This window comes from Streptomyces sp. NPDC057877 (assembly GCF_042796855.1).
Classification (GTDB): Bacteria; Actinomycetota; Actinomycetes; order Streptomycetales; family Streptomycetaceae; genus Streptomyces.
Map to the genome: position 1 here is coordinate 256,714 of NZ_JBHVMS010000004.1, position 19,617 is coordinate 276,330.

Here is a 19,617-nt window from a genome sequence, read left to right on the forward strand (position 1 = left end):
ACGGCTAATCTCATGGCGCGGGTTGTCACGACTGCGCAGGGGGAGTAGTGGAACACGTGAGCAGTCCCGTTCACCGCCTCTTCTTCGGCAGGGACGACGCCGAGAGCGACTTCACCAGCGGCCTGCTCCGGGAGGGGTTCCAGCCGACGCACGCCTACGAAGCCGCCCGCACCGGACGCAAGTCGCTGGTCGTCGGGCGGAAGGGCTCGGGCAAGAGCGCCATCTGCGCGCACCTGGCCGCCGGGGGCGGCTACGCCGGACAGACGGCTGCGATCACACCGGACGCCGCCGCCGGTGACGAGATCCGCCGCTTCGATCTCCAGGGGCTGACGCCGGACGCGGCCAAGTCGCTGATCTGGCGGTACGTCTTCGCGGTGCAGACCGCCCGCTACATCACGGCCCATGCGCGTCAGGTCCACGGTGGTCTCCGCGCGCCCGGCTCGACGCGGGACCTGAAGGACTTCCTCGCCGCCAACGGGGAGTCCGACGAGGGGCGGCTGAGCGACCGGCTCAGGCGGGGTTCCCGGCGGCTCCAGTCGGCCACCCTGTCCCTGAAGATGCTCGGCGTCGAGGCGAGTGTCGAGGCCCTGGGCGGACCTGAGGAGGCGGGCAACGAGGGGGCCCGTGCCCTGCGCCAGCTCGAGGCACTGGAGAGGGGGGTACGCACGGCCCTCGCGGATCTGGGATGCGCGCACACGCATCCCCCGCTGCTGATCCTCGTGGACAAGCTGGAGGACGTGTGGCACGCGGACCCGGACAGCCATGCGCTGGTCACCGGCCTCCTCCTGGCCGCCAAGCACGTCACCGGCTCCTGTCTGAACGCCGTGCGCTGTGTCCTGTTCCTGCGTTCGGACATCTACGACCGCCTCAACTTCGCCGACGGGGACAAGTTCCGCAGCGAGGAGATACGCATCACCTGGACCCCCGAGGCGCTGCGCGAACTCGCCCTGATCCGGGCCCGTATCTCCCTCGGCGAGCCGCTCACCGAGGAGGACCTGTGGGGGAGGATCTTCCCCGCGACGGTTCATGGTGAGCCGACGCCCACCTATCTCTCCCGGCGGTCGCTGCCCCGTCCTCGGGACGCCATCCTCTTCCTGACGCTGTGCCGGGACGCCGCCGCGAAGCGGGACCACGCCACGGTGCGTGAGGAGGACGTGATCGCGGCGACCGAGGAGTTCTCCCACCGGAAGCTGGAGGACCTGGCCAAGGAGTACAACGTCGGCTTCCCGTTCCTGCGGGCCGTGTTCGCCCTGTTCGAGAACGGTGGCTACGTGGTGCCGCGACCGGAGTTCACCCAGCGGTTCGACGAGATCCGGGACGCGCTGCACGAGGCGCACTCCGACTACACCGAGCTGCTGACGGCGCAGACGGCCGTCGACGTGCTGTACAGCATCGGTTTCCTGGGGGTCCGGCGCGGCAACGGCGTCGCCTACGCCAGTGACTCCGCTTTCCCGGCCCAGCCGTACGAGAACGAACTGCACGTCCACCCCTGCTTCCGGCCCGCCCTGAACTGCCGGAGCAGTGCGGGGGACCCCCATGCCGAGCTGCCCAGGCCCGTATCGGACGTGATCGTGGGCGGGCACGGGGCGTTCGCGCTGAGGAGTGGCGGCGCGGACGTGGCGTTGGCCCCCGACCGGGACGTACAGCTCCTCGATGACCTGGTACGTTCCTGCGAGCGGCTGCTGGCGCTGCTCGACCGGTCGGCACTGCGTGCGGCCCTGCGCGACGAGATGACCGAGACCTTGCGGGCGCTGACCCACAACGCGCGCTCGGTCCGGCGGGTGTCGGGCCCCGCCCAGCCGATGAGTGCCAAGGTCCAGGTCGGTTCTGCCGTACACCTCCTGCGTGCGCTGAGCGACCGGCTCACCGGGGAGGGGTACGCGGAGGAACCCGTCACTCTGCGCCTCACGGACGAGGCGCGGGTGCTCGGGCGCCGAGTGGGTGGGGCCGTCGGCGGCGGTGGGGGCTCCGACTCCTCGGGCTGACGATGTCCGCGCTTCTCCGTCCGCGTCGGCGGACGCTGACGGGTGCCCCGGAGGACCGTACTCCGGGGCACCCGTCCGTCTGTGCGTCAGAACCCGGCGATCGGGTTCTTCAGAACCCGGCGATCGGGTTCTTCAGGGTGCCGATCAGCTGGAGGGCGCCGGACGGGTCCGCCAGGTCGACCATCTGCTGGTTGTCGCGCAGTTGGAGCCGGTTGAGGCAGGACAGCGCGAACTCGGGGGCGAACATGTCGTACTGGGCGAACTTGTCGGAGAGTTCGGGGACCGAGGCCTGGTACGCGCGGGTGACCTCGGCGACCGTGCGCCAGAAGGTGTCCTCCGGCAGGATTCCCTCGGTGGCGAGGTTGGCCGCGAGGAAGCGGAAGAAGCAGTCGAAGACGTCCGTGAAGATCGACAGCAGCTTCATGTCGTCGGGGACCTCGGCGCGGACGCGCCGCACCTCGGGCGGGAGTACCGCGTCCGGGTCCATGACGACGATCTCCTCGGCGATGTCCTTGTAGATCGCCCGCTCCACGGCGCCGTCCTTCAGGGCGAGGATGACGTTCTCGCCGTGCGGCATGTAGACGAGGTCGTAGGCGTAGAAGCTGTGGAGGAGGGGGGTGTAGTACGCCCGCAGGTAGCCACGCAGCCATTCCTCCGGCGTCAGGCCCGAGCGGTCGATCAGCGCGCCCGCGAAGGACCTGCCCTCGTGGTCGACGTGGAGGAGCGAGGCCATGGTGGCGAGGGACTCGCCGTCCTGGAGGGACGCCACCGGGCTCTCCCGCCACAGCGCGGCGAGCATCTTGCGGTACGGCGAGTAGCGGTCGGTGGCCTTCTCGTACTCCAGGTGCCGGTAGCCGACGGCCGCCCGCTCCCGGATGATCGTCAGGCCCGTGCCCTTCAGTACCGGGTCGTTCTCGATGAGCTGGGCGAGCCAGTCGTTGATGGCGGGGGTCGCCTCCATGTAGGCGGCCGACAGTCCGCGCATGAAGCCCATGTTGATGACGGACAGGGCCGTCTTGACGTAGTGCTTCTCGGGGCTGGTGGTGTTGAAGAAGGTACGGATGGACTGCTGGGCCAGGTACTCGTCGTCGCCCTCGCCCAGGCAGACCAGGTGCTGGCGGGCCACCTCGGCGGCGAAGGTGACGGTGAGCTTGTTCCACCACTGCCAGGGGTGGACCGGGATCAGGAGGTAGTCGGCGGGGTCCAGGCCCTGGTCGCGCAGGGTGGCGTGGAAGCGGTCGACCGTCGCCTCGCCCAGCTCCTGGCGGAAGAAGGCCTCGTAGTCGATGCCGACCCCGGCGGTGAAGGCGGCGCGTGAGCGGTGCGCGGCCAGCCAGACCAGGCGGACCGGGCTCGCGGTCTCGGGGGCGTACGACAGGTACTCGTGGACGCCGAAGCCGAGGCGTCCGTTGTTGGCGACGAAGCAGGGGTGGCCCTCGGTCATGCCGGTCTCGACGGCCTGGAAACCGGCGCCCGCGAGGTCGGCGGAGGTCACCTGCGGCTTGGCGAGCTTGTAGCAGGTGCCGGAGAGGGTGGAGGAGATCTCCTCCAGGTACACCGGGAGGATCGCGTCGCTCAGGCCGAGGGCGGTCCTCAGCTCGATGAGGAAGTCCAGGGCGCAGAGCGGGAGTTCGGTGTCCCCGTCGCGGTGGCGGGTGATCGAGTCGGCGTCCACCTGCCAGTGGTCGAGGGCGCGGCGGGTGGCGGTGAAGCGGTAGTGGGTCAGGCCGTCGTCGCTGTGCACGACGTAGTGCTCGTCCTGGGGTTCCGGGGTGATCAGGCGCTCGTGGGCGAACTCCGCGAGCGCCTTGCGGATCAGGAGGCGGTTGGCCTGCTCCCAGTGCTCGGGGGAGAGGTGGCTGACGGCGTCGGTGAGGGTCGTCATGCGTGGGCCACCGCCTTCTCGAACTGCTCGCGCGTGCAGAAGCTGAGCAGTGCCCTCTTCTCCGGCTTCTCGATCTCCCGCTCCGGGACGAACCCGACGGCCTCGTTCAGCGCGTGCACGGCCTTGTTGGACACGTCCGGTTCGACGACGACCCGTTCGGTCGCCGGGTCCTCGAAGAGGTGCGCCATCACGGCGGTGATCACGGCACGGGTGAAGCCGTGCACGGGCCGGTCGGTGGGGGCGACCAGGAAGTGCATGCCGACGTCGCCGGGGAGCGGCTCGTACAGGCCGACCAGCTCGCGGTGGGCCGGGTCGTACCGCTCCATCAGGAACGCGGGCACGCCGTCGTGCAGGCCGAGGTGGGCGTGGTGGTGCTCGTCGGCGGCGATCTCCATGTACGCCCGCTCGACGTCCTCCAGCCTGGCGTCCTGCATCATCCAGAAGGCCGCCTTGGGGTGGGTGACCCAGGAGTGCAGCAGCTCGGCGTCCTTGAGGGGGTCGAGGGGGCGCAGGGTGAGGGTGCCGATCCCTGCGGTGGTGCGGGTGGTCATACGGAGAACTCCTGGAACGCGATCGTCTTCTCGACCGGGTAGTACTCGCTGCCGAGCAGCTCACGGATGATGCAGCTGTTGCGGTACGGGCCCATGCCCAGGTCGGGTGAGGTGACGCTGTGGGTGTGGACCCCGGCGTTCTGGAGGAAGACACCTCTGCCGGTGACGTCGATGGCGTAGTCGCGGGTGACGTCGAAGCGGCCGTGGGAGTCGAAGCGCAGGCGGTCGTGGATCGGGGCGAGGAAGGCGGGCGGGGCGTAGTGGTAGCCGGTCGCCATGACCAGGCCCTCGGTCTCGATCTCGAAGTCCTTGCCCTGCTCGTCCTGGTGGAAGCCGAGGGTGTACGTGCCGTCCTCGTGGCGGGCGGTGCGCAGGGTGGAGTTGGTGAGCAGACGGGTGCGGACCGGGCGGTCGCCGCTCTCGACGTCCTTCTGGTAGAGCAGGTCGAAGATCGAGTCGATGAGGTCCGAGTTGATGCCCTTGAACAGGCCCTTCTGCTGCTTCTCCAGCCGGTAGCGGGTCTCCTCGGGCAGCGCGCGGAAGTAGTCGATGTAGTCCGGGGACGTCATCTCCAGCGTCAGCTTGGTGTACTCGAGGGGGAAGAAGCGGGGGGAGCGGGTGACCCAGTTGAGCTGGTAGCCGTGGGTGTCGATCTCCGAGAGGAGTTCGTGGTAGATCTCGGCGGCGCTCTGGCCGCTGCCCACGATCGTGATCGACTTCTTCGCCTGGAGCTGCGCCTTGCGGTGCGTGTACTGCGCGGTGTGCAGCAGGCCGTCGCCGTCCAGGTCCTGGCAGGCCTCGGGCAGGTAGGGGACCGTGCCGGTGCCGAGGACCAGGTGGCGGGCGCGGTAGGTGGCGCCGGTGGCGGTCGTGACGGCGTACAGGCCGTTCTCGTACGTCACTTCCGTGACGGTGGTGTCGAAGCGGATGCTGCTCAGTTGGGCAGCGGCCCAGCGGCAGTAGTCGTCGTACTCGACGCGCAGCGGGTAGAAGTTCTCGCGGATGTAGAACGGGTAGAGCCTGCCCTTCTCCTTCAGGTAGTTGAGGAAGGAGTAGGGGGAGGTCGGGTCGGCGAGGGTGACCAGGTCCGACATGAACGGGGTCTGGAGGTGGGCGCCGTCCAGGAACATCCCGGCGTGCCACTCGAAGTCGGGCTTCGACTCCAGGAAGACGCCGTCGAGTTCGTCGATGGGCTCGGTCAGGCAGGCCAGACCGAGGTTGAAGGGGCCGAGTCCGATGCCTACGAAGTCGTAGGTGCGGTCCGTGGTGTCAGCAAGCGCGGTCAAGGGACTCTCCCAGGTACTGCTCGGCGTGGCCGGCGATCAGGTCGAGGACGGCGGCGATGTCGGACGCCTTCGTCTCCGGGTTGAGCAGGGTGAACTTCAGGTAGTGGCGGCCGTTCACCTTGGTGCCCGCGACGATGGCGGCGCCGGAGGCGAACAGGGCCTTGCGGGCGTGGAGGTTGGCCCGGTCGATCTCGGCGGGGTCGGTGACGGCCGCCGGGATGTAGCGGAAGACCAGGGTGGACAGGGTGGGCTCGACCACGACGTCGTAGCGCGGGTCGGCGGCGAGCAGGTCGAAGCCCTCGGCGGCCAGGTCGCAGACCTCGTCGAAGAGCTGGCCGATGCCGTCGGCGCCCATCACGCGCAGGGTCATCCACAGCTTGAGCGCGTCGAAGCGGCGGGTGGTCTGCAGGGACTTGTCGACCTGGTTGGGGATACGTTCCTGCACCATCCTGCGCGGGTTGAGGTACTCCGCGTGGTAGGTCGCGTGCCGCAGCGTGGCGGCGTCCCGGACCAGCACGGCCGACGAACTGACCGGCTGGAAGAAGGACTTGTGGTAGTCGACGGTGACCGAGTCGGCGCGCTCGATGCCGTCCAGCAGGGCGCGGCGGGTGCGCGAGGTGAGCAGTCCGCAGCCGTAGGCCGCGTCGACGTGCATCCACGCCCCGGACTGGCCGCACAGCTCGGCGATCTCGGGCAGCGGGTCGATGGAGCCGAAGTCGGTGGTGCCCGCGGTGGCGACGACGGCCATGGGGACGAGGCCGTCCCGCGCGCAGCGCTCCAGCTCGTGGGCGAGCGCCACGGTCTGCATGCGCTGGTCGTGGTCGACGGGGATGACGACCACGGCGTCCGGGCCGAGGCCGAGCAGTTTCGCGGACTTCTTCACGCTGAAGTGGCTGGCCTCGGACGCGAAGACGCGGAGTGTGCCGAGGTCCTTGGTCTTGGCCTCCTCGCGGGCCAGCAGCAGCGCCTGGAGGTTGGACTGGGTGCCGCCGGAGGTGAACACGCCGTCGGCGGCGGGGCCGAGGCCGATGCGTTCGGTGGTCCAGTCGATGAGCCTGCGCTCGATCAGGGTGCCGCCCGCCGACTGGTCCCAGGTGTCCAGGGAGGAGTTGACGGCGGAGAGGATCGCCTCGCCGAGCACGGCCGGGATGACGACCGGGCAGTTGAGGTGGGCGAGGTAGCGGGGGTGGTGGAAGTAGACCGCGTCCCGGAGGTAGACCTCCTCCAGTTCGTCCAGGGCCGCCGCGGTGTCGTGCAGCGGGCGGTCCAGGTCGATCTGCTCGATGCGGGGGGCGAGGTCGTCGACCGTCACTCCCGTGAACGGCCGGTCGGTGGTGGCGAGTTTGGCCGCCACCCGCTCCACTCCCTCGGTCACGGAGCGGCGGTACTGCTCCGCGGTCGTGTCATTGAGCAGGTGCGAGCGCATGTGGGGGTCCTCCGGTGGGGACAGTCCGGGTTTCGACTTAGGGAAGCCTAACCTAATTAACATCGGGGAAACGCAGCCTCATGCGTGACTGCCGTCACTTGGAACAACAGCCGCTACACGGAGAGTTGACACGTCTGGCCTGCTGGCGCTGAGCGCTCTGCTCGCCCTAGGGCTCTGCTCCCCCTAGGGCTCTGCTCGACCTGTGGGCTACTCGCCCTGCTCGCGGAGCTGCTCCTCGGTCAGCCCCTGGCGCCAGTAGCCGACGAAGGTGACCCGGCGGCGGTCGACGCCGCGCTCGTTGACGAAGTGGCGGCGCAGTTCCTTCATCCGGCCCGACTCGCCCGCGATCCAGACGTACGGGCGCTCGGCGTCGGGGAGTTGGGCGGCCCGGACGGCGTCGATGGCCGCGGGAGCCCCGTCGTCGCTGACGAGCCAGACGAGGTCGGCGTCCGCCGCCACGGACAGCTTCTGCGCCTCTTCGGCGTGGTGTGCCTCCAGCCAGGCCACGGCGCGGGTGCCCGGCGGCAGGGACTCCAGGATGGCCGAGGCGGCGGGCACGGCCGTCTCGTCGGCCCAGATGAGGACCAGGTCGGTGTCCTCGGGCGGGCGGAAGCGGATCGAGCGGTTGTCGGCGGCGCTCGGGCCGATCAGCCGGACCCGGTCACCCGCGCTCGCCTGGGCGGCCCAGCGGGACGCGGGGCCCGCGGGGACCGCCGCGTCCGGCTCGACGCCGTGCAGCACGAAGTCGATGTCGATCTCGGTGGTGGCGCCGTCGGCGTCGCGGCGCAGCTCCCGGAGCGTGTACGAGCGCATCACCGCCCGTACGTCCTCCGGGAGTTCCATCCACCCCCGCCACCAGTCCTCGCCCAGCTCGATGGGCACCATCGGCTCGTCCTGCCCCGGGTGCGGCAGGAACAGCGACAGGGACTGGTCGAGGCCGTCGGAGCGGAAGTCCCGCAACTCGGGCCCGGCGAAGGTGATCCGGACCAGGGACGGACCGAGCCGCCTCGTCCGTACGACCTGGAGGGAGAAGAAACGGAACGGGACGGCTTCGGCCGAGGTCATCGGGGACTCCAGTGCTCCTGGGGTGGCGGGCGGTGGCGGAAGGTCAGCTGACCTTCTTGGCGTTCTCCAGGGCCTCGGCGAGGCCCTCCACCAGCGGGGTGCACTTGTCGTAGGACAGGATCGGCTCCGCCGAGCGGGCGATGATCTGACCGGCCTGCACGGCGGGCAGCTTCTTCCAGGTGCCCTCGGTGATGTCGGCGGGCTGGATGGCGGAGGAGCGGTCGTCCATCATGATGATGTCCGCGTCGTACTTGTCGACGTTCTCCCAGCTCAGCGCCTCGAACCAGCCGCCGCCCTCGGCCTTGGCCTTCTCCGGCGGCTCGATGAAGTTCACGCCGAGGGCCTTGAAGTACTCCAGGTCGACGGAGAGGTTGGTGCCGGAGACGTAGAACAGGTCCTGGCTGGCGGAGCCCGCCATCACCTTGATGTCCGGCTTGGACTTGGCGGCGGCGCGCAGCCGGGCCGAGGCGTCCTCGAAGCGCTTCTTCGCCTCGGTGATCTTCGACGAGGTCACGTCCGCGCCCAGCGACTTGGCCAGGTCCAGCATGCGCTGGAGGGGCTCGGTCAGCTGGCGGTCGTAGACGGAGACACCGACGCTCGGGGCGCCGACGCCGAGGATCTTGTCCTTGGACTCGTCCGGGACGTACCAGAGGGTGCCCTGGTCGTCGAACATCGTGGAGACCAGCAGGTCCGGGGTGAGGGAGACGTACTTCTCGATGTTGAACTGGCCCCACTCGTTGCCGAGGATCTCGACCTTGCTGATGTCCATGTCACCGGCCTGGACGTCGGCCTTGCCGTCGGCGGTCTCGGTCGGGCCGAAGACGCCCTTGACCTGGATGCCGTAGTCGTACAGCGCGGCGGCCGCGCCCGTGAACGCGACGATGTTCGAGGGGATCTTGTCGGCCTTGGCCGTCTCGCCCCGGTCGTCCTTGAAGGTCCAGGGGCCGGACGCCTTGGCGGACGCCGTCGAGTCCGCGCCACCGCTTTTCGCGTCGTCGTCCCCGCAGGCCGCGAGGACGGAGCCGAGGCCGAGGGCGCCGCCAGCGGCGAGGATGCCGCGGCGGGTGAGGTGGGTGGCACGGGCGTTGGGCATGGTGTGACTGCTTTCGAACGGGGCGGAACGCCCGCCGGACAATTCGAAGGTAGGTTAGCCTAACCTCAGATCTTGTCTAGAGGCGGAGGGCCCTGACGGGGCGTGGTGTGGATCACTGGCCCGGTGTGGCACAGTCGCCCGGTGGCCTCGCAGTCGAGCAACTCGCCTTCCCCAGCCCGCCCGAGCGCGCCGCGGACCTGGGCGCTGCCCATCGCCCTCAATCTCGCGATCGGGGTCGTGGCCGTCGTCCCGCTGGGGTTCCTGATGTTCTTCCTGTCCAGCTTCCCGCTGGCGGCCCTGGGGCTCACCAGCAGGGAGCCCACGGAGAACGACGGCATGCTGCCGTGGGCGATCCTGCTGGTGCCGATGTGGGCCCTGCTGCTCGGGCTGTGGGGCTCGGTCAACGCATGGCTGCGGGAGGGGCGGCCGGTGGCGGGGCGGCGGTACTGGAGCGTCGGCGCGGCGGTGGCGCTGGTGCCGTTCCTGACGCTGATCGCCCTGATCGCCGTCATCGGCTGAGGGTCGGCCCGTGAGCCACCGTCGGCTGAGGGCCAGCCATCGAGTCACTGTCGGCTGAGGGCCAGCCATCGAGCCGCTGTCGGCTGCGGGTCGGCCCGTGAGCCACCGTCGGACGAGGGCCAGCCCCCGAGTCACCGTCGGACGAGGATCAGCTCCCGAGCCACCGTCCGCTGAGGATCAGCCCGTAAGCCCCAGTTCCCGAGCGATCAGCATCCGCTGGACCTCGCTCGTGCCCTCGCCGATCTCGAGGATCTTGGAGTCCCGCCACATGCGGGCCACCGGGTACTCGTTCATGAAGCCGTAGCCGCCGTGGATCTGCGTGGCGTCGCGGGCGTTGTCCACCGCGATGGTCGACGAGTACAGCTTGGCGAGGGCCGCCTCCTTCTTGAAGGGCTCACCGGCGACCAGCCGGGAGGCCGCGTCCCGCCAGGCGAGGCGGGCCGTGTGGGCGCGCATCTCCATGTCGGCCAGCTTGAACTGGATGGCCTGGTTGGCGCCGATCGGGCGGCCGAAGGCGTGACGTTCCTTCGCGTAGCTGACCGACTCGTCGACACAGCCCTGCGCCAGCCCCGTCGCCAGCGCGGCGATCGCGATCCGGCCCTCGTCGAGGATGCGCAGGAACTGGGCGTAGCCGCGGCCCATCTCGCCCAGCAGGTTGGTGGCCGGGACCCGGACGTCGGAGAAGGACAGCTCGCGGGTGTCGGAGGCGTTCCAGCCCACCTTGGAGTAGGCGGGCGCGACCGTGAAGCCGGGGGTGCCGGAGGGGACGATGATCGAGGAGATCAGCGGCTTGTCGTCCGGGGTGCGGCCGGTGACCGCGGTGACCGTGACCAGGCCGGTGATGTCGGTGCCGGAGTTGGTGATGAAGCACTTGGTGCCGTTGATGACCCATTCGTCCGTCTCCGGGTCGAGAAGGGCCGTCGTGCGCGTCGCGCCCGCGTCCGAGCCGCCGTCCGGCTCGGTCAGCCCGAACGCGCCGAGCATCTCGCCCGAGCAGAGCCGGGGCAGCCACCGCCGCTTCTGCTCCTCGGTGCCGAAGAGATGGACCGGCATCGCGCCGAGCGAGACGCCCGCCTCCAGGGTGATGGCCACCGAGGAGTCCACGCGGGCCAGTTCCTCCAGGGCGATGCCGAGCGCGAGGTAGTCGCCGCCCATCCCGCCGTACTCCTCCGGGAAGGGCAGCCCGAACAGCCCCATGCGGCCCATCTCCCGCACGATCTCGTACGGGAACTCATGCCGCTCGTAGTAGTCGCCGATCTTGGGGGCGACCACGTCGTGTGCGAACTCCTCGACGGTGCGGCGGAGTTCTTCCAGCTCGGGGGAGAGACGGTGGTCCATGGCTCTGATCACGACTCCTGGTGGGAGAGGGCTCGTACGGTGCGGGACGGGCTGGGTCGGCCCAGTTGTCCGGCCATCCACACGCTGGTGGCGGTGAGGCGGCCGAGGTCTACTCCGGTGTCGATGCCGAGCCCCCGCAGCATCCACACCAGGTCCTCGGTGGCGAGGTTGCCGGTGGCGGACTTGGCGTAGGGGCAGCCGCCGAGGCCGCCCGCGGAGGCGTCGACGGTGGTCACGCCGTGCCGCAGGGCGGTGAGGGTGTTGGCGAGGGCCTGACCGTAGGTGTCGTGGAAGTGCACGCCCAGGGCGGACACCGGCACGTCCGCCTCGGCGAGTGCCGTGAGCAGGGCGGTGACATGGCCCGGGGTGCCGACGCCGATGGTGTCGCCGAGGCTCAGTTCGTCGCAGCCCATGTCCAGCAGGGCGCGGCAGACCTGCACCACCTGGGGGACCGGGACCTCGCCCTCCCAGGGGTCGCCGAAGCACATCGACAGATAGCCGCGCACAGGGACGTCCGCCGCCTTCGCGCGGGTGACGACCGGCTCGAACATGGCCAGCGCCTCGTCCATCGTGCGGTTGAGGTTGGCGCGGGCGAAGGACTCGCTGGCGCTGGCGAACACGGCGACGCGGTCGGCGCCCAGGGCGAGTGCCCGGTCCAGGCCGCGTTCGTTCGGCACCAGGACGGGCAGCGCCACCGGCAGGTCGGCCACCTGCGGGAACAGCTGCTCGGCGTCGGCCAGTTGGGGCACCCACTTGGGGTGTACGAAGCTGGTCGCCTCGATCGTCGTCAGGCCCGCGTCGGCCAGCCGCCGGATGAACTCCGCCTTGACCTCCGTCGGGACGGTCCCCTTCTCGTTCTGGAGGCCGTCGCGGGGGCCCACCTCGTGGATGCGGACGCGGGCGGGGAGGGACTCGTCCGGGATCACCATGGGGAGCTGGGGGGTGGTCATTCCCCGGCCTCCTCGTGCGGGGCGACGACCGCGAGCACCTGGTCCATGGCGACCGTGCTGCCCGGCCGGACGTCCAGCTCGGCGACCGTGCCCGCGTGTGGGGCGGAGATGACGTGCTCCATCTTCATCGCCTCCACCACCAGCAGGCTCTGCCCGGCCGTCACCTCGTCGCCGACGGCCACCTTGACGACGGTGACCGTGCCCGGCATGGGCGCCGTGAGGGAGTCGGCGCCCGCGTGGGCCGCGCGGTTCAGGGAGGCGGCGACGGGGTCGTGGTCGCGTACGTGCCAGGCGTCGCCCGCGCGGCCGAGCCAGACGCCGTCCGGCGCGGTGGCGCGGTGGAAGGTGTGGCGGACGCCGTCGAGGGTGACGCAGACCTGGTCGTCCGTCACGGTGTGCGTCCCGCGCGGGACGTGCTCGACGGGCTCGCGCACCCGCAGCGGGAAGCCGACGGGGTGCGGGGTGCCGCCGAGGCGCCAGCCGCTGGGCACGGAGAAGGGGTCGGTCCAGCCCTCCCCGCGCGGACGCAGGGCGTCGAGCCGGACGGCCGCCGCCGCCTCGTACACCTCCTCCGGTACGTCGGTGGAGACCAGCCCCTCCACCTCGCGCTCCACCAGACCGGTGTCCAGGTCGCCCGCGACGACCGCCGGATGGGCCAGCAGCCGCCGCAGGAACCCGGCGTTGGTCTGCACGCCGAGGGTGACCGTCTCGGCGAGGGCGGCGCGCAGCTTGCGCAGCGCGGTCGCGCGGTCGGGGCCGTACGCGATCACCTTGGACAGCATCGGGTCGTACAGGGAGCCGACCTCGGTGCCCTCGCTGAGCCCCGAGTCGGTGCGCACGCCGTCGCCCTGCGGCTCGCGCAGCCGCAGCACCGTGCCGCCGGACGGCAGGAACCCGCGCGCCGGGTCCTCGGCGCAGATCCGCGCCTCCACGGCGTGCCCGGTGAGGGAGACGTCCTCCTGCGCGAACCCGAGCGGCTCGCCCGCCGCCACCCGCAGCTGCCACTCCACCAGGTCCACCCCGGTGACCAGCTCGGTGACCGGGTGCTCCACCTGGAGGCGGGTGTTCATCTCCATGAAGTAGTACGACGTCGGGTCGCCGCCGGGGACGATGAACTCCACCGTGCCCGCGCCCCGGTAGCCGCACGAGCGCGCCGCCTGCACGGCCGCCTCGCCCATCGCCGCGCGGGTGGCCTCGTCGAGGAGCACGCTGGGCGCCTCCTCGATCACCTTCTGGTGGCGCCGCTGGAGGGAGCACTCGCGCTCACCGAGGTGGACCACGCTGCCGTGGCCGTCGGCCAGCACCTGGATCTCGATGTGCCGGGGCCGGTCGACCCACCGCTCCACGAGCAGGGTGTCGTCGCCGAAGGAGGCGCGGGCCTCGCGCCGGGCGGCGGCGATCTCCTCCTCCAGGAGGGTGAGGTCCCGCACCAGCCGCATGCCCTTGCCGCCGCCGCCCGCGCTGGGCTTCAGCAGCACGGGCGCGCCCAGCTCACGGGCCGCCTCGGCGAGGTCGGGGTCCCGGCCGCCGGGGACGACCGGCACTCCGGCCGCCATGACGGTCTCCTTGGCCCGGATCTTGTCGCCCATCAGGGCGATGGCCTCGGCGGGCGGCCCGATGAACACCAGCCCGGCGTCGGCGCACGCGCGCGCGAAGGCGGCGTTCTCCGCGAGGAAGCCGTACCCGGGGTGGACGGCCTGGGCGCCGGTGCGGGCGGCGGCCTCCAGGAGGCGCTCCACGGACAGGTAGCTCTCGGCGGCCAGGGCGGGCCCGATCCGCACGGCGGTGTCGGCCTCCCGCACATGCCGGGCGTCGGCGTCCGCGTCGGAGAAGACCGCGACCGAGCGCACGCCGAGCGCGCGCAGGGTGCGGATGACGCGGACCGTGATCTCGCCACGGTTGGCGACGAGGACGATGTCGAACATGGTCGCCGTGGGGGGCGTCGTCGAACGGGTCGTCATCATGTGGGTGTCCCCCTCACATCCGGAAGACGCCGAACTGGGGGTCACCCAGCGGCGCGTTGGCACAGGCGGTCAGGGCGAGGCCCAGCACCTGACGGGTCTCCAGCGGGTCGATGACCCCGTCGTCCCAGAGCCGGGCGGTGGCGTAGTAGGCGTTGCCCTGACGCTCGTACTGTGCCCGGATGGGTGCCTTGAAGGCCTCTTCCTCGTCCTGCGGCCACTCGTCGCCCCGCGCCTCCGACTGGTCCCGCTTGACGGTGGCGAGGACGGAGGCGGCCTGCTCGCCGCCCATGACGGAGATCTTGGCGTTGGGCCACATCCACAGGAAGCGCGGCGAATACGCGCGCCCGCACATGGAGTAGTTCCCGGCGCCGTAGGACCCGCCGACGACGACGGTCAGCTTCGGCACGCGGGTGCAGGCGACGGCGGTGACCATCTTCGCGCCGTGCTTGGCGATGCCACCGGCCTCGTAGTCCTTGCCGACCATGAAGCCGGAGATGTTCTGCAGGAACACCAGCGGGATGCCGCGCTGGTCGCACAGCTCGATGAAGTGGGCGCCCTTCTGGGCGGACTCGGAGAACAGGATGCCGTTGTTGGCGATGATGCCGACGGGGTGGCCGTGGATCCGGGCGAAGCCGGTGACCAGGGTCTGCCCGAACTCGGACTTGAACTCCGCGAACCGCGACCCGTCGACGACGCGGGCGATGATCTCGCGGACGTCGTAGGGGGTGCGGGAGTCCACGGGCACGGCCCCGTACAGCCCGTAGGGGTCGACCTTGGGCTCGACGACATCCGTGACCCGCCAGGGGATGAAGCCGCGCGGGGGCAGGGTGGCGACGATGTCCCGCACGATGCGCAGCGCGTGGGCGTCGTCCTCCGCGAGGTGGTCGGTGACACCGGACACGCGCGCGTGCACGTCCCCGCCGCCCAGTTCCTCGGCGGTGACGACCTCGCCGGTGGCGGCCTTCACCAGCGGGGGGCCGCCCAGGAAGATCGTCCCCTGGTTCCGGACGATGACCGCCTCGTCGCTCATGGCGGGCACATAGGCGCCGCCCGCCGTGCACGACCCGAGCACGGCGGCGATCTGCGGGATCCCGGCGCCGGACATCCGGGCCTGGTTGTAGAAGATCCGCCCGAAGTGCTCCCGGTCCGGGAAGACCTCGTCCTGCATGGGCAGGAACGCCCCGCCGGAGTCCACCAGATAGAGACAGGGCAGCCGGTTCTCCAGCGCCACTTCCTGCGCCCGCAGGTGCTTCTTCACCGTCATCGGGTAGTACGTCCCACCCTTGACGGTGGCGTCATTGGCCACGACGACGCAGTCCCGCCCGCTCACCCGCCCGATCCCGGCGATCACTCCGGCGGCCGGGGCCTGTCCGTCGTAGATCCCGTCGGCCGCGAGCGGTGCCAGCTCCAGGAAGGGCGAGCCGGGGTCGAGCAGGGTGTCCACCCGGTCCCTCGGCAGCAGCTTGCCGCGCGCGGTGTGCCGGGCGCGGGCCTTCTCGCCACCGCCCAGCCGGGCCGCGGCGAGCTTGGCGCGCAGCTCCTCGACGAGGGCGCGGTGCGCCTCCTCGTTGGCCCGCCAGGCCTCCGACGCGGGGTCGGCCGCGGTCGTCAGCTCGGGTGCCTCCTGCATCCTGCGATCCCCTCACCTCTGCGACCGGCCGGTGGGCCGGTGCTGGTTAATGAGCGTTAACCCATTTCCCTCATGTTAACGAGCGCTAACCTCCCTGTCTACAATTGCCTTCATGAGCATCAGGACCGACGCCCCCACGCGGCGCGAGCAGATCCTCAAGGAGGCCGCCCGGCTGTTCGCCGAGCGCGGCTTCCACGGCGTCGGGGTCGACGAGATAGGCGCCGCCGTCGGCATCAGCGGTCCCGGCCTTTACCGCCACTTCCCCGGCAAGGACGCGATGCTCGCCGAGCTGCTGGTCGGCATCAGCGGGCAGCTCCTCACCGGCGCGAAGCGACGCCTGGCGGAGGCGGACGGCAGTGCTCCCGAGGCGGTCCTCGACTCCCTGATCGAGGGCCACATCGACTTCGCCCTGGACGACCGTCCCCTCATCACCCTGCACGACCGCGAGCTGGACCGCCTGCGCGACAGCGACCGCAAGCTGGTGCGCCAGCTCCAGCGGCAGTACGTCGAGCTGTGGGTGGCCGTCGTCCGCGAGATGTACCCGGCGCTCACCGAGCCCACGGCCCGCTCGGCCGTGCACTCCGTCTTCGGCCTGCTGAACTCCACCCCGCATCTGGGGCGCCGGGGGGCGTTGCCGGGGCGGGGGGCTACGGCGGAGCTGCTGCACCGGATGGCTCGGGGGGCGTTCGGGGCGGTGGGGGAGCCGGAGTAGCCGAGGAGGGACAGCCAGCCGGGCGACTACTCTGCTGCCATGCCCGAGCACGACCGCTCCTCCACCCCGGATCTCGATCTGCGGCTGGTGCGGTACTTCACGGTCGTCGCCGAGCACGGCCACTTCGGCCGGGCCGCGGAGGCGCTGCACGTCGCCCAGCCGTCCCTGAGCCGCCAGATCCGCCGCCTCGAGCAGCAGCTGGGCGCCCGGCTCATCGACCGCACCCCGCAGGGCAGCAGGCTCACCGAGGCCGGGGAGGTCTTCCTGACCCGCGCGCGGGCGCTGCTGCGCGCGGCCTCCCAGGCGGCGGCCCACACCCGGGCTGCCGCCCGCGCGGGTCAGCTCACCGTCGGCTACACCGCGGGCCTCATCGTCACCTCCGCGGTGCGCGAGCTGCGGCACCGGCATCCGGAGGCCGAGGTGCGCACCCTGTACGTGTCCTGGGCCGAGGTGCACGCGGCGCTGCTCGACCGCCGGGTGGACGCGGTGGTCGCGCGGGTGCCGTTCCCGACGGACGGCCTGCGGGTGACGCCGCTGTACGAGGAGCCCCGGGTGCTGGTGGTGCCGCTGGACCACCCGCTCGCCGGGAAGGAGTCCGTCACCCTCGACGACATCGCGGACGAGCCGATGCCGCGGCCCCGGGACGCCGACCCGGCCTGGACGGCGTACTGGCGCATCGACCCGCGTCCCGACGGCCGCCCGGCGCCGGACGGTCCGCTCGTCGAACACATCGAGGACAAGTTCGAGGTCGTGGCGGCGGGGGAGGCGGTGGTCCTCTCGGCGGGCCACCGCGTGGGCCGCCTGCGCCCCGACCTGACGACGGTCCCGCTGACGGGCGTGGAACCGAGCCGCGTGGTCCTGGCGACCCGGGCCGACGACGACAACAGCCTGGTGGCGGCCTTCCGGGGGGTGGCCGTGGCCCACCTGACACCTGAGGGGATCGCATGAGCGGCTACGCCCCCCAACGGCCCGGCGTCATGGCGGCCCGGTCCGCCCCAACGGTCGCGTACGGCCTGTACGCCAGTCCCAGGAGCGGCAACCAGGGGTGCGGGTACGTCGACGGCGCGGCGGAGGGCGGGGACCCGCACCCGGGCGCCGCCCCGTGGCCGGACCGCACCTCCCACGAGGTCCCCGTCGCCTGCCTCACCCACGGACACGCGGTCGCGTACTGCTGCGCCTGCGCGCGGGCGTACCCGCCGGACGCCCGCGCGGTCGTGGGCTCGCCGGAGGCCTGGCTGCGGCTCCCGCCCCGGGACTCCTAGCCGACCAACCCGGCCTCCGCCAGCAGATACGCGGTCATCGGGTCGTAGTACCGAGGGCTGAGGACGTGATCATCCAGCGGCACGGCCACCTGAAGGGTGCCCTCCGACTCCGCGAGGAAGAGGGCGGGGTCGTTGCAGTCGGCGTAGCCGACGGAGTCGACGCCGTGCTGGGCGGCGTAACCCGCCCACCCGTGGTCGGCGACGACGAGGTCCGGCAGCGGACGGCCTTCGCGCTCAAGAGCGGTGAGGATGGCCTTCATGGGCTCCCCGGAGTGGGTGTGCCAGAGCGTGGCCCCATGCTCCAGCACGGCCACGTCCGCGAACTGCATGACGTACCCCTCATCGGTCTGCAGCCCGTCCGGAATGACGACGATCTCGCACCCGGCCCCCCGCAGAGCGGCGGCGGTGGCCCGGTGCACATCCAGCAGACCCCCCGGATGCCCGGTCGCGAACAGCACCCGCTGCCGCCCGTCCGCCGCCTTCCGCAGCCGCCCCGCCATCCGCTCCAGCGCGGCGACGGTCAGTTCCGGGTCGATGGTGTCCTGCCCGTACCGGTACTCGTGATCGTCGTTCACCCCCACCCGCTCCGCCATCACCGCGAGCACGTCCTGCTCGTCACTCCAGCGGTCCCCCAGCTCCAGCCCGAGCCAGAAGTTGCGCACCCCGTTGGACAACTGGCGGTAGTGGGAGAGGTTGTTCTCACGCGGCGTCGCGACCTCGCCCGCGATACGGGTCTTGACGAGGTGGTCGATCAGTTCGGCGCGGCTGGGTGTCCCGGATATCGGCATGCCTCCCATTGTGAGGCAGCCCACCTGCGCCCGTCCCGGGCGTACCGCCCGCTGGGACGGGGGTCACGCCGGTACCGGAGGAGTCCGTGTCTCCCGGTTGTCGCGCGGCGTTCCGGCTGACCTGCGGTGATGCCTCGCACGCAACGCCCCGTGCACAACGGGTCTTGGACGGGCGCCGAGCCCCCGCAGGAGGGTGGACAGCGGTTCTTCCGTTGTCTGAAACTCTGTGAGGGAGCGCGGTATGCGCGTGTTTGTCACCGGTGCGACCGGGCACATCGGGTCCGCTGTCGTGCGGGAGTTGCTCGGTGCCGGGCATGAAGTCGTGGGGCTGGCGCGGTCCGAGCGGGCCGTCGAGGCGCTGGTGGGTGCCGGGGCCGGGGTGCACCGGGGGTCGCTGGACGACCCCGGCAGTCTGGCGGAGGGGGCCAAGGGCGCCGACGGTGTCGTTCATCTGGCCTTCAAGCACGACTTCTCCGATTACGCCGGGGCGGTGGCCACCGAGTTGCGGGCCGTGGACGCCATGGGGGCGGCGCTGGAGGGGTCCGGCAAGCCGTTCGTGGTGACCTCGGGGACGCTCACGGTCGAGGGGGCCTCGCCGCGGGGGGAGGCCGAGGAGCGGGCCGTCGCGTTCGCCGGGCGGGGGGTGCGGGCGTCGGTCGTGCGGTTGCCGCCGTCCGTGCACAGTGAGGCCGACCGGCAGGGGTTCGTGCCGATGCTGATCGGGATCGCCCGGAACAAGGGGCTCTCCGCTCATGTGGGGGACGGTGCCAACCGGTGGCCCGCCGTGCACACCCTCGACGCGGCTCGGCTGTTCCGGCTGGCGCTGGAGGGCGCTCCGGCGGGGGCGCGGCTCAACGGGGTGGGGGACGAAGGGGTGGCGTTCCGGGAGATCGCCGAGGTGATCGGGCGGCGGCTGGACGTGCCGGTGGGCAGGGTGTCCGTCGAGGAGGCCGAGGGACACTTCGGGTTTCTGGCCGCCATGGTCGGGGCCGACAATCCCACCTCGGGGGCGCACACGCGGGAGCTGCTGGGATGGCGGCCCGAGCACGCCGGGCTGGTGGCCGACCTCGAGGCCGGGCACTACTTCGGCTCGCGCGCTGATGGCGGATGAGATGTTGGCGCCCCCCTCGGCCCGAGGTGAGCCTGAGCACGGCGGCACCCGG

At 71.3% G+C, this 19,617-nt stretch carries 17 protein-coding genes; 6 read left to right on the top strand and 11 right to left on the bottom strand.

The genetic code is table 11. The features are described 5' to 3' along the window. The first annotated feature begins 56 nt into the window (after window positions 1–56). Entirely contained in the window at window positions 57–1,985 is a 1,929-nt protein-coding gene (locus ACFVQG_RS12725) for a P-loop ATPase, Sll1717 family (RefSeq protein ID WP_383380435.1), read from the top strand. Between the two features lie 109 nt (window positions 1,986–2,094). Here ACFVQG_RS12725 and ACFVQG_RS12730 read toward each other — a convergent pair whose 3' ends face one another. The 6 genes from ACFVQG_RS12730 to ACFVQG_RS12755 form a co-directional block, all read right to left on the bottom strand. Beyond that, window positions 2,095–3,870, bottom strand: a complete 1,776-nt coding sequence (locus ACFVQG_RS12730) for an IucA/IucC family protein (RefSeq protein ID WP_383380438.1) — start codon at window positions 3,868–3,870, stop codon at window positions 2,095–2,097. Beyond that, a complete protein-coding gene (locus ACFVQG_RS12735; RefSeq protein ID WP_383380440.1) occupies window positions 3,867–4,421 on the bottom strand; it encodes a GNAT family N-acetyltransferase in 555 nt (184 codons plus the stop codon). Before ACFVQG_RS12735 ends, ACFVQG_RS12730 begins: the two co-directional genes overlap by 4 nt. After that, window positions 4,418–5,707: a lysine N(6)-hydroxylase/L-ornithine N(5)-oxygenase family protein gene (locus ACFVQG_RS12740; protein WP_383380443.1), complete on the bottom strand. Its 1,290-nt coding sequence runs from the start codon at window positions 5,705–5,707 to the stop codon at window positions 4,418–4,420. The genes ACFVQG_RS12735 and ACFVQG_RS12740 overlap by 4 nt, the downstream gene beginning before the upstream one ends. After that, window positions 5,691–7,133 (bottom strand): lysine decarboxylase DesA, encoded by a 1,443-nt coding sequence (gene desA, locus ACFVQG_RS12745; RefSeq protein WP_383380448.1) that lies wholly within the window; start codon window positions 7,131–7,133, stop codon window positions 5,691–5,693. The genes ACFVQG_RS12740 and desA overlap by 17 nt, the downstream gene beginning before the upstream one ends. A gap of 207 nt (window positions 7,134–7,340) precedes the next feature. Next, window positions 7,341–8,198 carry a siderophore-interacting protein gene (locus tag ACFVQG_RS12750; protein WP_383380452.1) on the bottom strand — a complete coding sequence of 286 codons (858 nt, stop codon included), beginning with the start codon at window positions 8,196–8,198 and terminating at the stop codon, window positions 7,341–7,343. A 43-nt stretch (window positions 8,199–8,241) separates the two neighbouring features. Further along, on the bottom strand, window positions 8,242–9,291 hold the full coding sequence (locus ACFVQG_RS12755) for an ABC transporter substrate-binding protein (protein ID WP_383380457.1): 1,050 nt from the start codon (window positions 9,289–9,291) through the stop codon (window positions 8,242–8,244). Between the two features lie 141 nt (window positions 9,292–9,432). Here ACFVQG_RS12755 and ACFVQG_RS12760 point away from each other — a divergent pair, with 141 nt between their 5' ends. Then, entirely contained in the window at window positions 9,433–9,810 is a 378-nt protein-coding gene (locus ACFVQG_RS12760) for a hypothetical protein (RefSeq protein WP_383380460.1), read from the top strand. Window positions 9,811–9,987: 177 nt separating this feature from the next. Here the strand turns inward: ACFVQG_RS12760 and ACFVQG_RS12765 are convergent, their stop codons facing one another. Genes ACFVQG_RS12765 through ACFVQG_RS12780 form a run of 4 tightly spaced genes read right to left on the bottom strand, consistent with a single transcriptional unit; the run spans window position 9,988 to window position 15,692 of the window. Beyond that, window positions 9,988–11,148, bottom strand: a complete 1,161-nt coding sequence (locus ACFVQG_RS12765; RefSeq protein WP_383381699.1) for an acyl-CoA dehydrogenase family protein — start codon at window positions 11,146–11,148, stop codon at window positions 9,988–9,990. An 8-nt stretch (window positions 11,149–11,156) separates the two neighbouring features. Then, entirely contained in the window at window positions 11,157–12,098 is a 942-nt protein-coding gene (locus ACFVQG_RS12770; RefSeq protein ID WP_383380463.1) for a hydroxymethylglutaryl-CoA lyase, read from the bottom strand. After that, window positions 12,095–14,023, bottom strand: coding sequence for an acetyl/propionyl/methylcrotonyl-CoA carboxylase subunit alpha (locus ACFVQG_RS12775; RefSeq protein ID WP_383381701.1), 1,929 nt, complete (start codon window positions 14,021–14,023; stop codon window positions 12,095–12,097). The genes ACFVQG_RS12770 and ACFVQG_RS12775 overlap by 4 nt, the downstream gene beginning before the upstream one ends. Before the next feature lie 52 nt (window positions 14,024–14,075). Continuing rightward, the gene (locus ACFVQG_RS12780; RefSeq protein ID WP_383380466.1) at window positions 14,076–15,692 is read right to left on the bottom strand and encodes a carboxyl transferase domain-containing protein; all 1,617 of its coding nucleotides are present in this window, start codon (window positions 15,690–15,692) and stop codon (window positions 14,076–14,078) included. Between the two features lie 112 nt (window positions 15,693–15,804). Between ACFVQG_RS12780 and ACFVQG_RS12785 the strand changes: the two genes are divergently transcribed. Genes ACFVQG_RS12785 through ACFVQG_RS12795 form a run of 3 tightly spaced genes read left to right on the top strand, consistent with a single transcriptional unit; the run spans window position 15,805 to window position 17,666 of the window. Continuing rightward, window positions 15,805–16,404, top strand: a complete 600-nt coding sequence (locus ACFVQG_RS12785; RefSeq protein WP_383380469.1) for a TetR/AcrR family transcriptional regulator — start codon at window positions 15,805–15,807, stop codon at window positions 16,402–16,404. A 39-nt stretch (window positions 16,405–16,443) separates the two neighbouring features. Continuing rightward, window positions 16,444–17,352 (top strand): LysR substrate-binding domain-containing protein, encoded by a 909-nt coding sequence (locus tag ACFVQG_RS12790; RefSeq protein WP_383380472.1) that lies wholly within the window; start codon window positions 16,444–16,446, stop codon window positions 17,350–17,352. Further along, window positions 17,349–17,666, top strand: coding sequence for a hypothetical protein (locus tag ACFVQG_RS12795; RefSeq protein WP_383380475.1), 318 nt, complete (start codon window positions 17,349–17,351; stop codon window positions 17,664–17,666). Before ACFVQG_RS12790 ends, ACFVQG_RS12795 begins: the two co-directional genes overlap by 4 nt. Here ACFVQG_RS12795 and ACFVQG_RS12800 read toward each other — a convergent pair. After that, a complete protein-coding gene (locus tag ACFVQG_RS12800) occupies window positions 17,663–18,454 on the bottom strand; it encodes a phosphatase (RefSeq protein ID WP_383380478.1) in 792 nt (263 codons plus the stop codon). The genes ACFVQG_RS12795 and ACFVQG_RS12800 overlap by 4 nt on opposite strands. Window positions 18,455–18,695: 241 nt before the next feature. On the opposite strand from ACFVQG_RS12800, the gene ACFVQG_RS12805 reads away from it, so the two are divergent. Then, entirely contained in the window at window positions 18,696–19,565 is an 870-nt protein-coding gene (locus ACFVQG_RS12805; RefSeq protein ID WP_383380481.1) for an SDR family oxidoreductase, read from the top strand. Window positions 19,566–19,617 lie beyond the last annotated feature (52 nt).

What these genes read in the sequence shown, in the direction of transcription:
- ACFVQG_RS12730 (WP_383380438.1), bottom strand. Translation starts at nt 3,870, where the DNA reads ATGACGACCCTCACCGACGCCGTCAGCCACCTCTCCCCCGAGCACTGG.
- ACFVQG_RS12735 (WP_383380440.1), bottom strand. Translation starts at nt 4,421, where the DNA reads ATGACCACCCGCACCACCGCAGGGATCGGCACCCTCACCCTGCGCCCC.
- desA (WP_383380448.1), bottom strand. Translation starts at nt 7,133, where the DNA reads ATGCGCTCGCACCTGCTCAATGACACGACCGCGGAGCAGTACCGCCGC.
- ACFVQG_RS12750 (WP_383380452.1), bottom strand. Translation starts at nt 8,198, where the DNA reads ATGACCTCGGCCGAAGCCGTCCCGTTCCGTTTCTTCTCCCTCCAGGTC.
- ACFVQG_RS12755 (WP_383380457.1), bottom strand. Translation starts at nt 9,291, where the DNA reads ATGCCCAACGCCCGTGCCACCCACCTCACCCGCCGCGGCATCCTCGCC.
- ACFVQG_RS12765 (WP_383381699.1), bottom strand. Translation starts at nt 11,148, where the DNA reads ATGGACCACCGTCTCTCCCCCGAGCTGGAAGAACTCCGCCGCACCGTC.
- ACFVQG_RS12770 (WP_383380463.1), bottom strand. Translation starts at nt 12,098, where the DNA reads ATGACCACCCCCCAGCTCCCCATGGTGATCCCGGACGAGTCCCTCCCC.
- ACFVQG_RS12775 (WP_383381701.1), bottom strand. Translation starts at nt 14,023, where the DNA reads ATGTTCGACATCGTCCTCGTCGCCAACCGTGGCGAGATCACGGTCCGC.
- ACFVQG_RS12780 (WP_383380466.1), bottom strand. Translation starts at nt 15,692, where the DNA reads ATGCAGGAGGCACCCGAGCTGACGACCGCGGCCGACCCCGCGTCGGAG.
- ACFVQG_RS12785 (WP_383380469.1), top strand. Translation starts at nt 15,805, where the DNA reads ATGAGCATCAGGACCGACGCCCCCACGCGGCGCGAGCAGATCCTCAAG.
- ACFVQG_RS12790 (WP_383380472.1), top strand. Translation starts at nt 16,444, where the DNA reads ATGCCCGAGCACGACCGCTCCTCCACCCCGGATCTCGATCTGCGGCTG.
- ACFVQG_RS12795 (WP_383380475.1), top strand. Translation starts at nt 17,349, where the DNA reads ATGAGCGGCTACGCCCCCCAACGGCCCGGCGTCATGGCGGCCCGGTCC.
- ACFVQG_RS12800 (WP_383380478.1), bottom strand. Translation starts at nt 18,454, where the DNA reads ATGCCGATATCCGGGACACCCAGCCGCGCCGAACTGATCGACCACCTC.
- ACFVQG_RS12805 (WP_383380481.1), top strand. Translation starts at nt 18,696, where the DNA reads ATGCGCGTGTTTGTCACCGGTGCGACCGGGCACATCGGGTCCGCTGTC.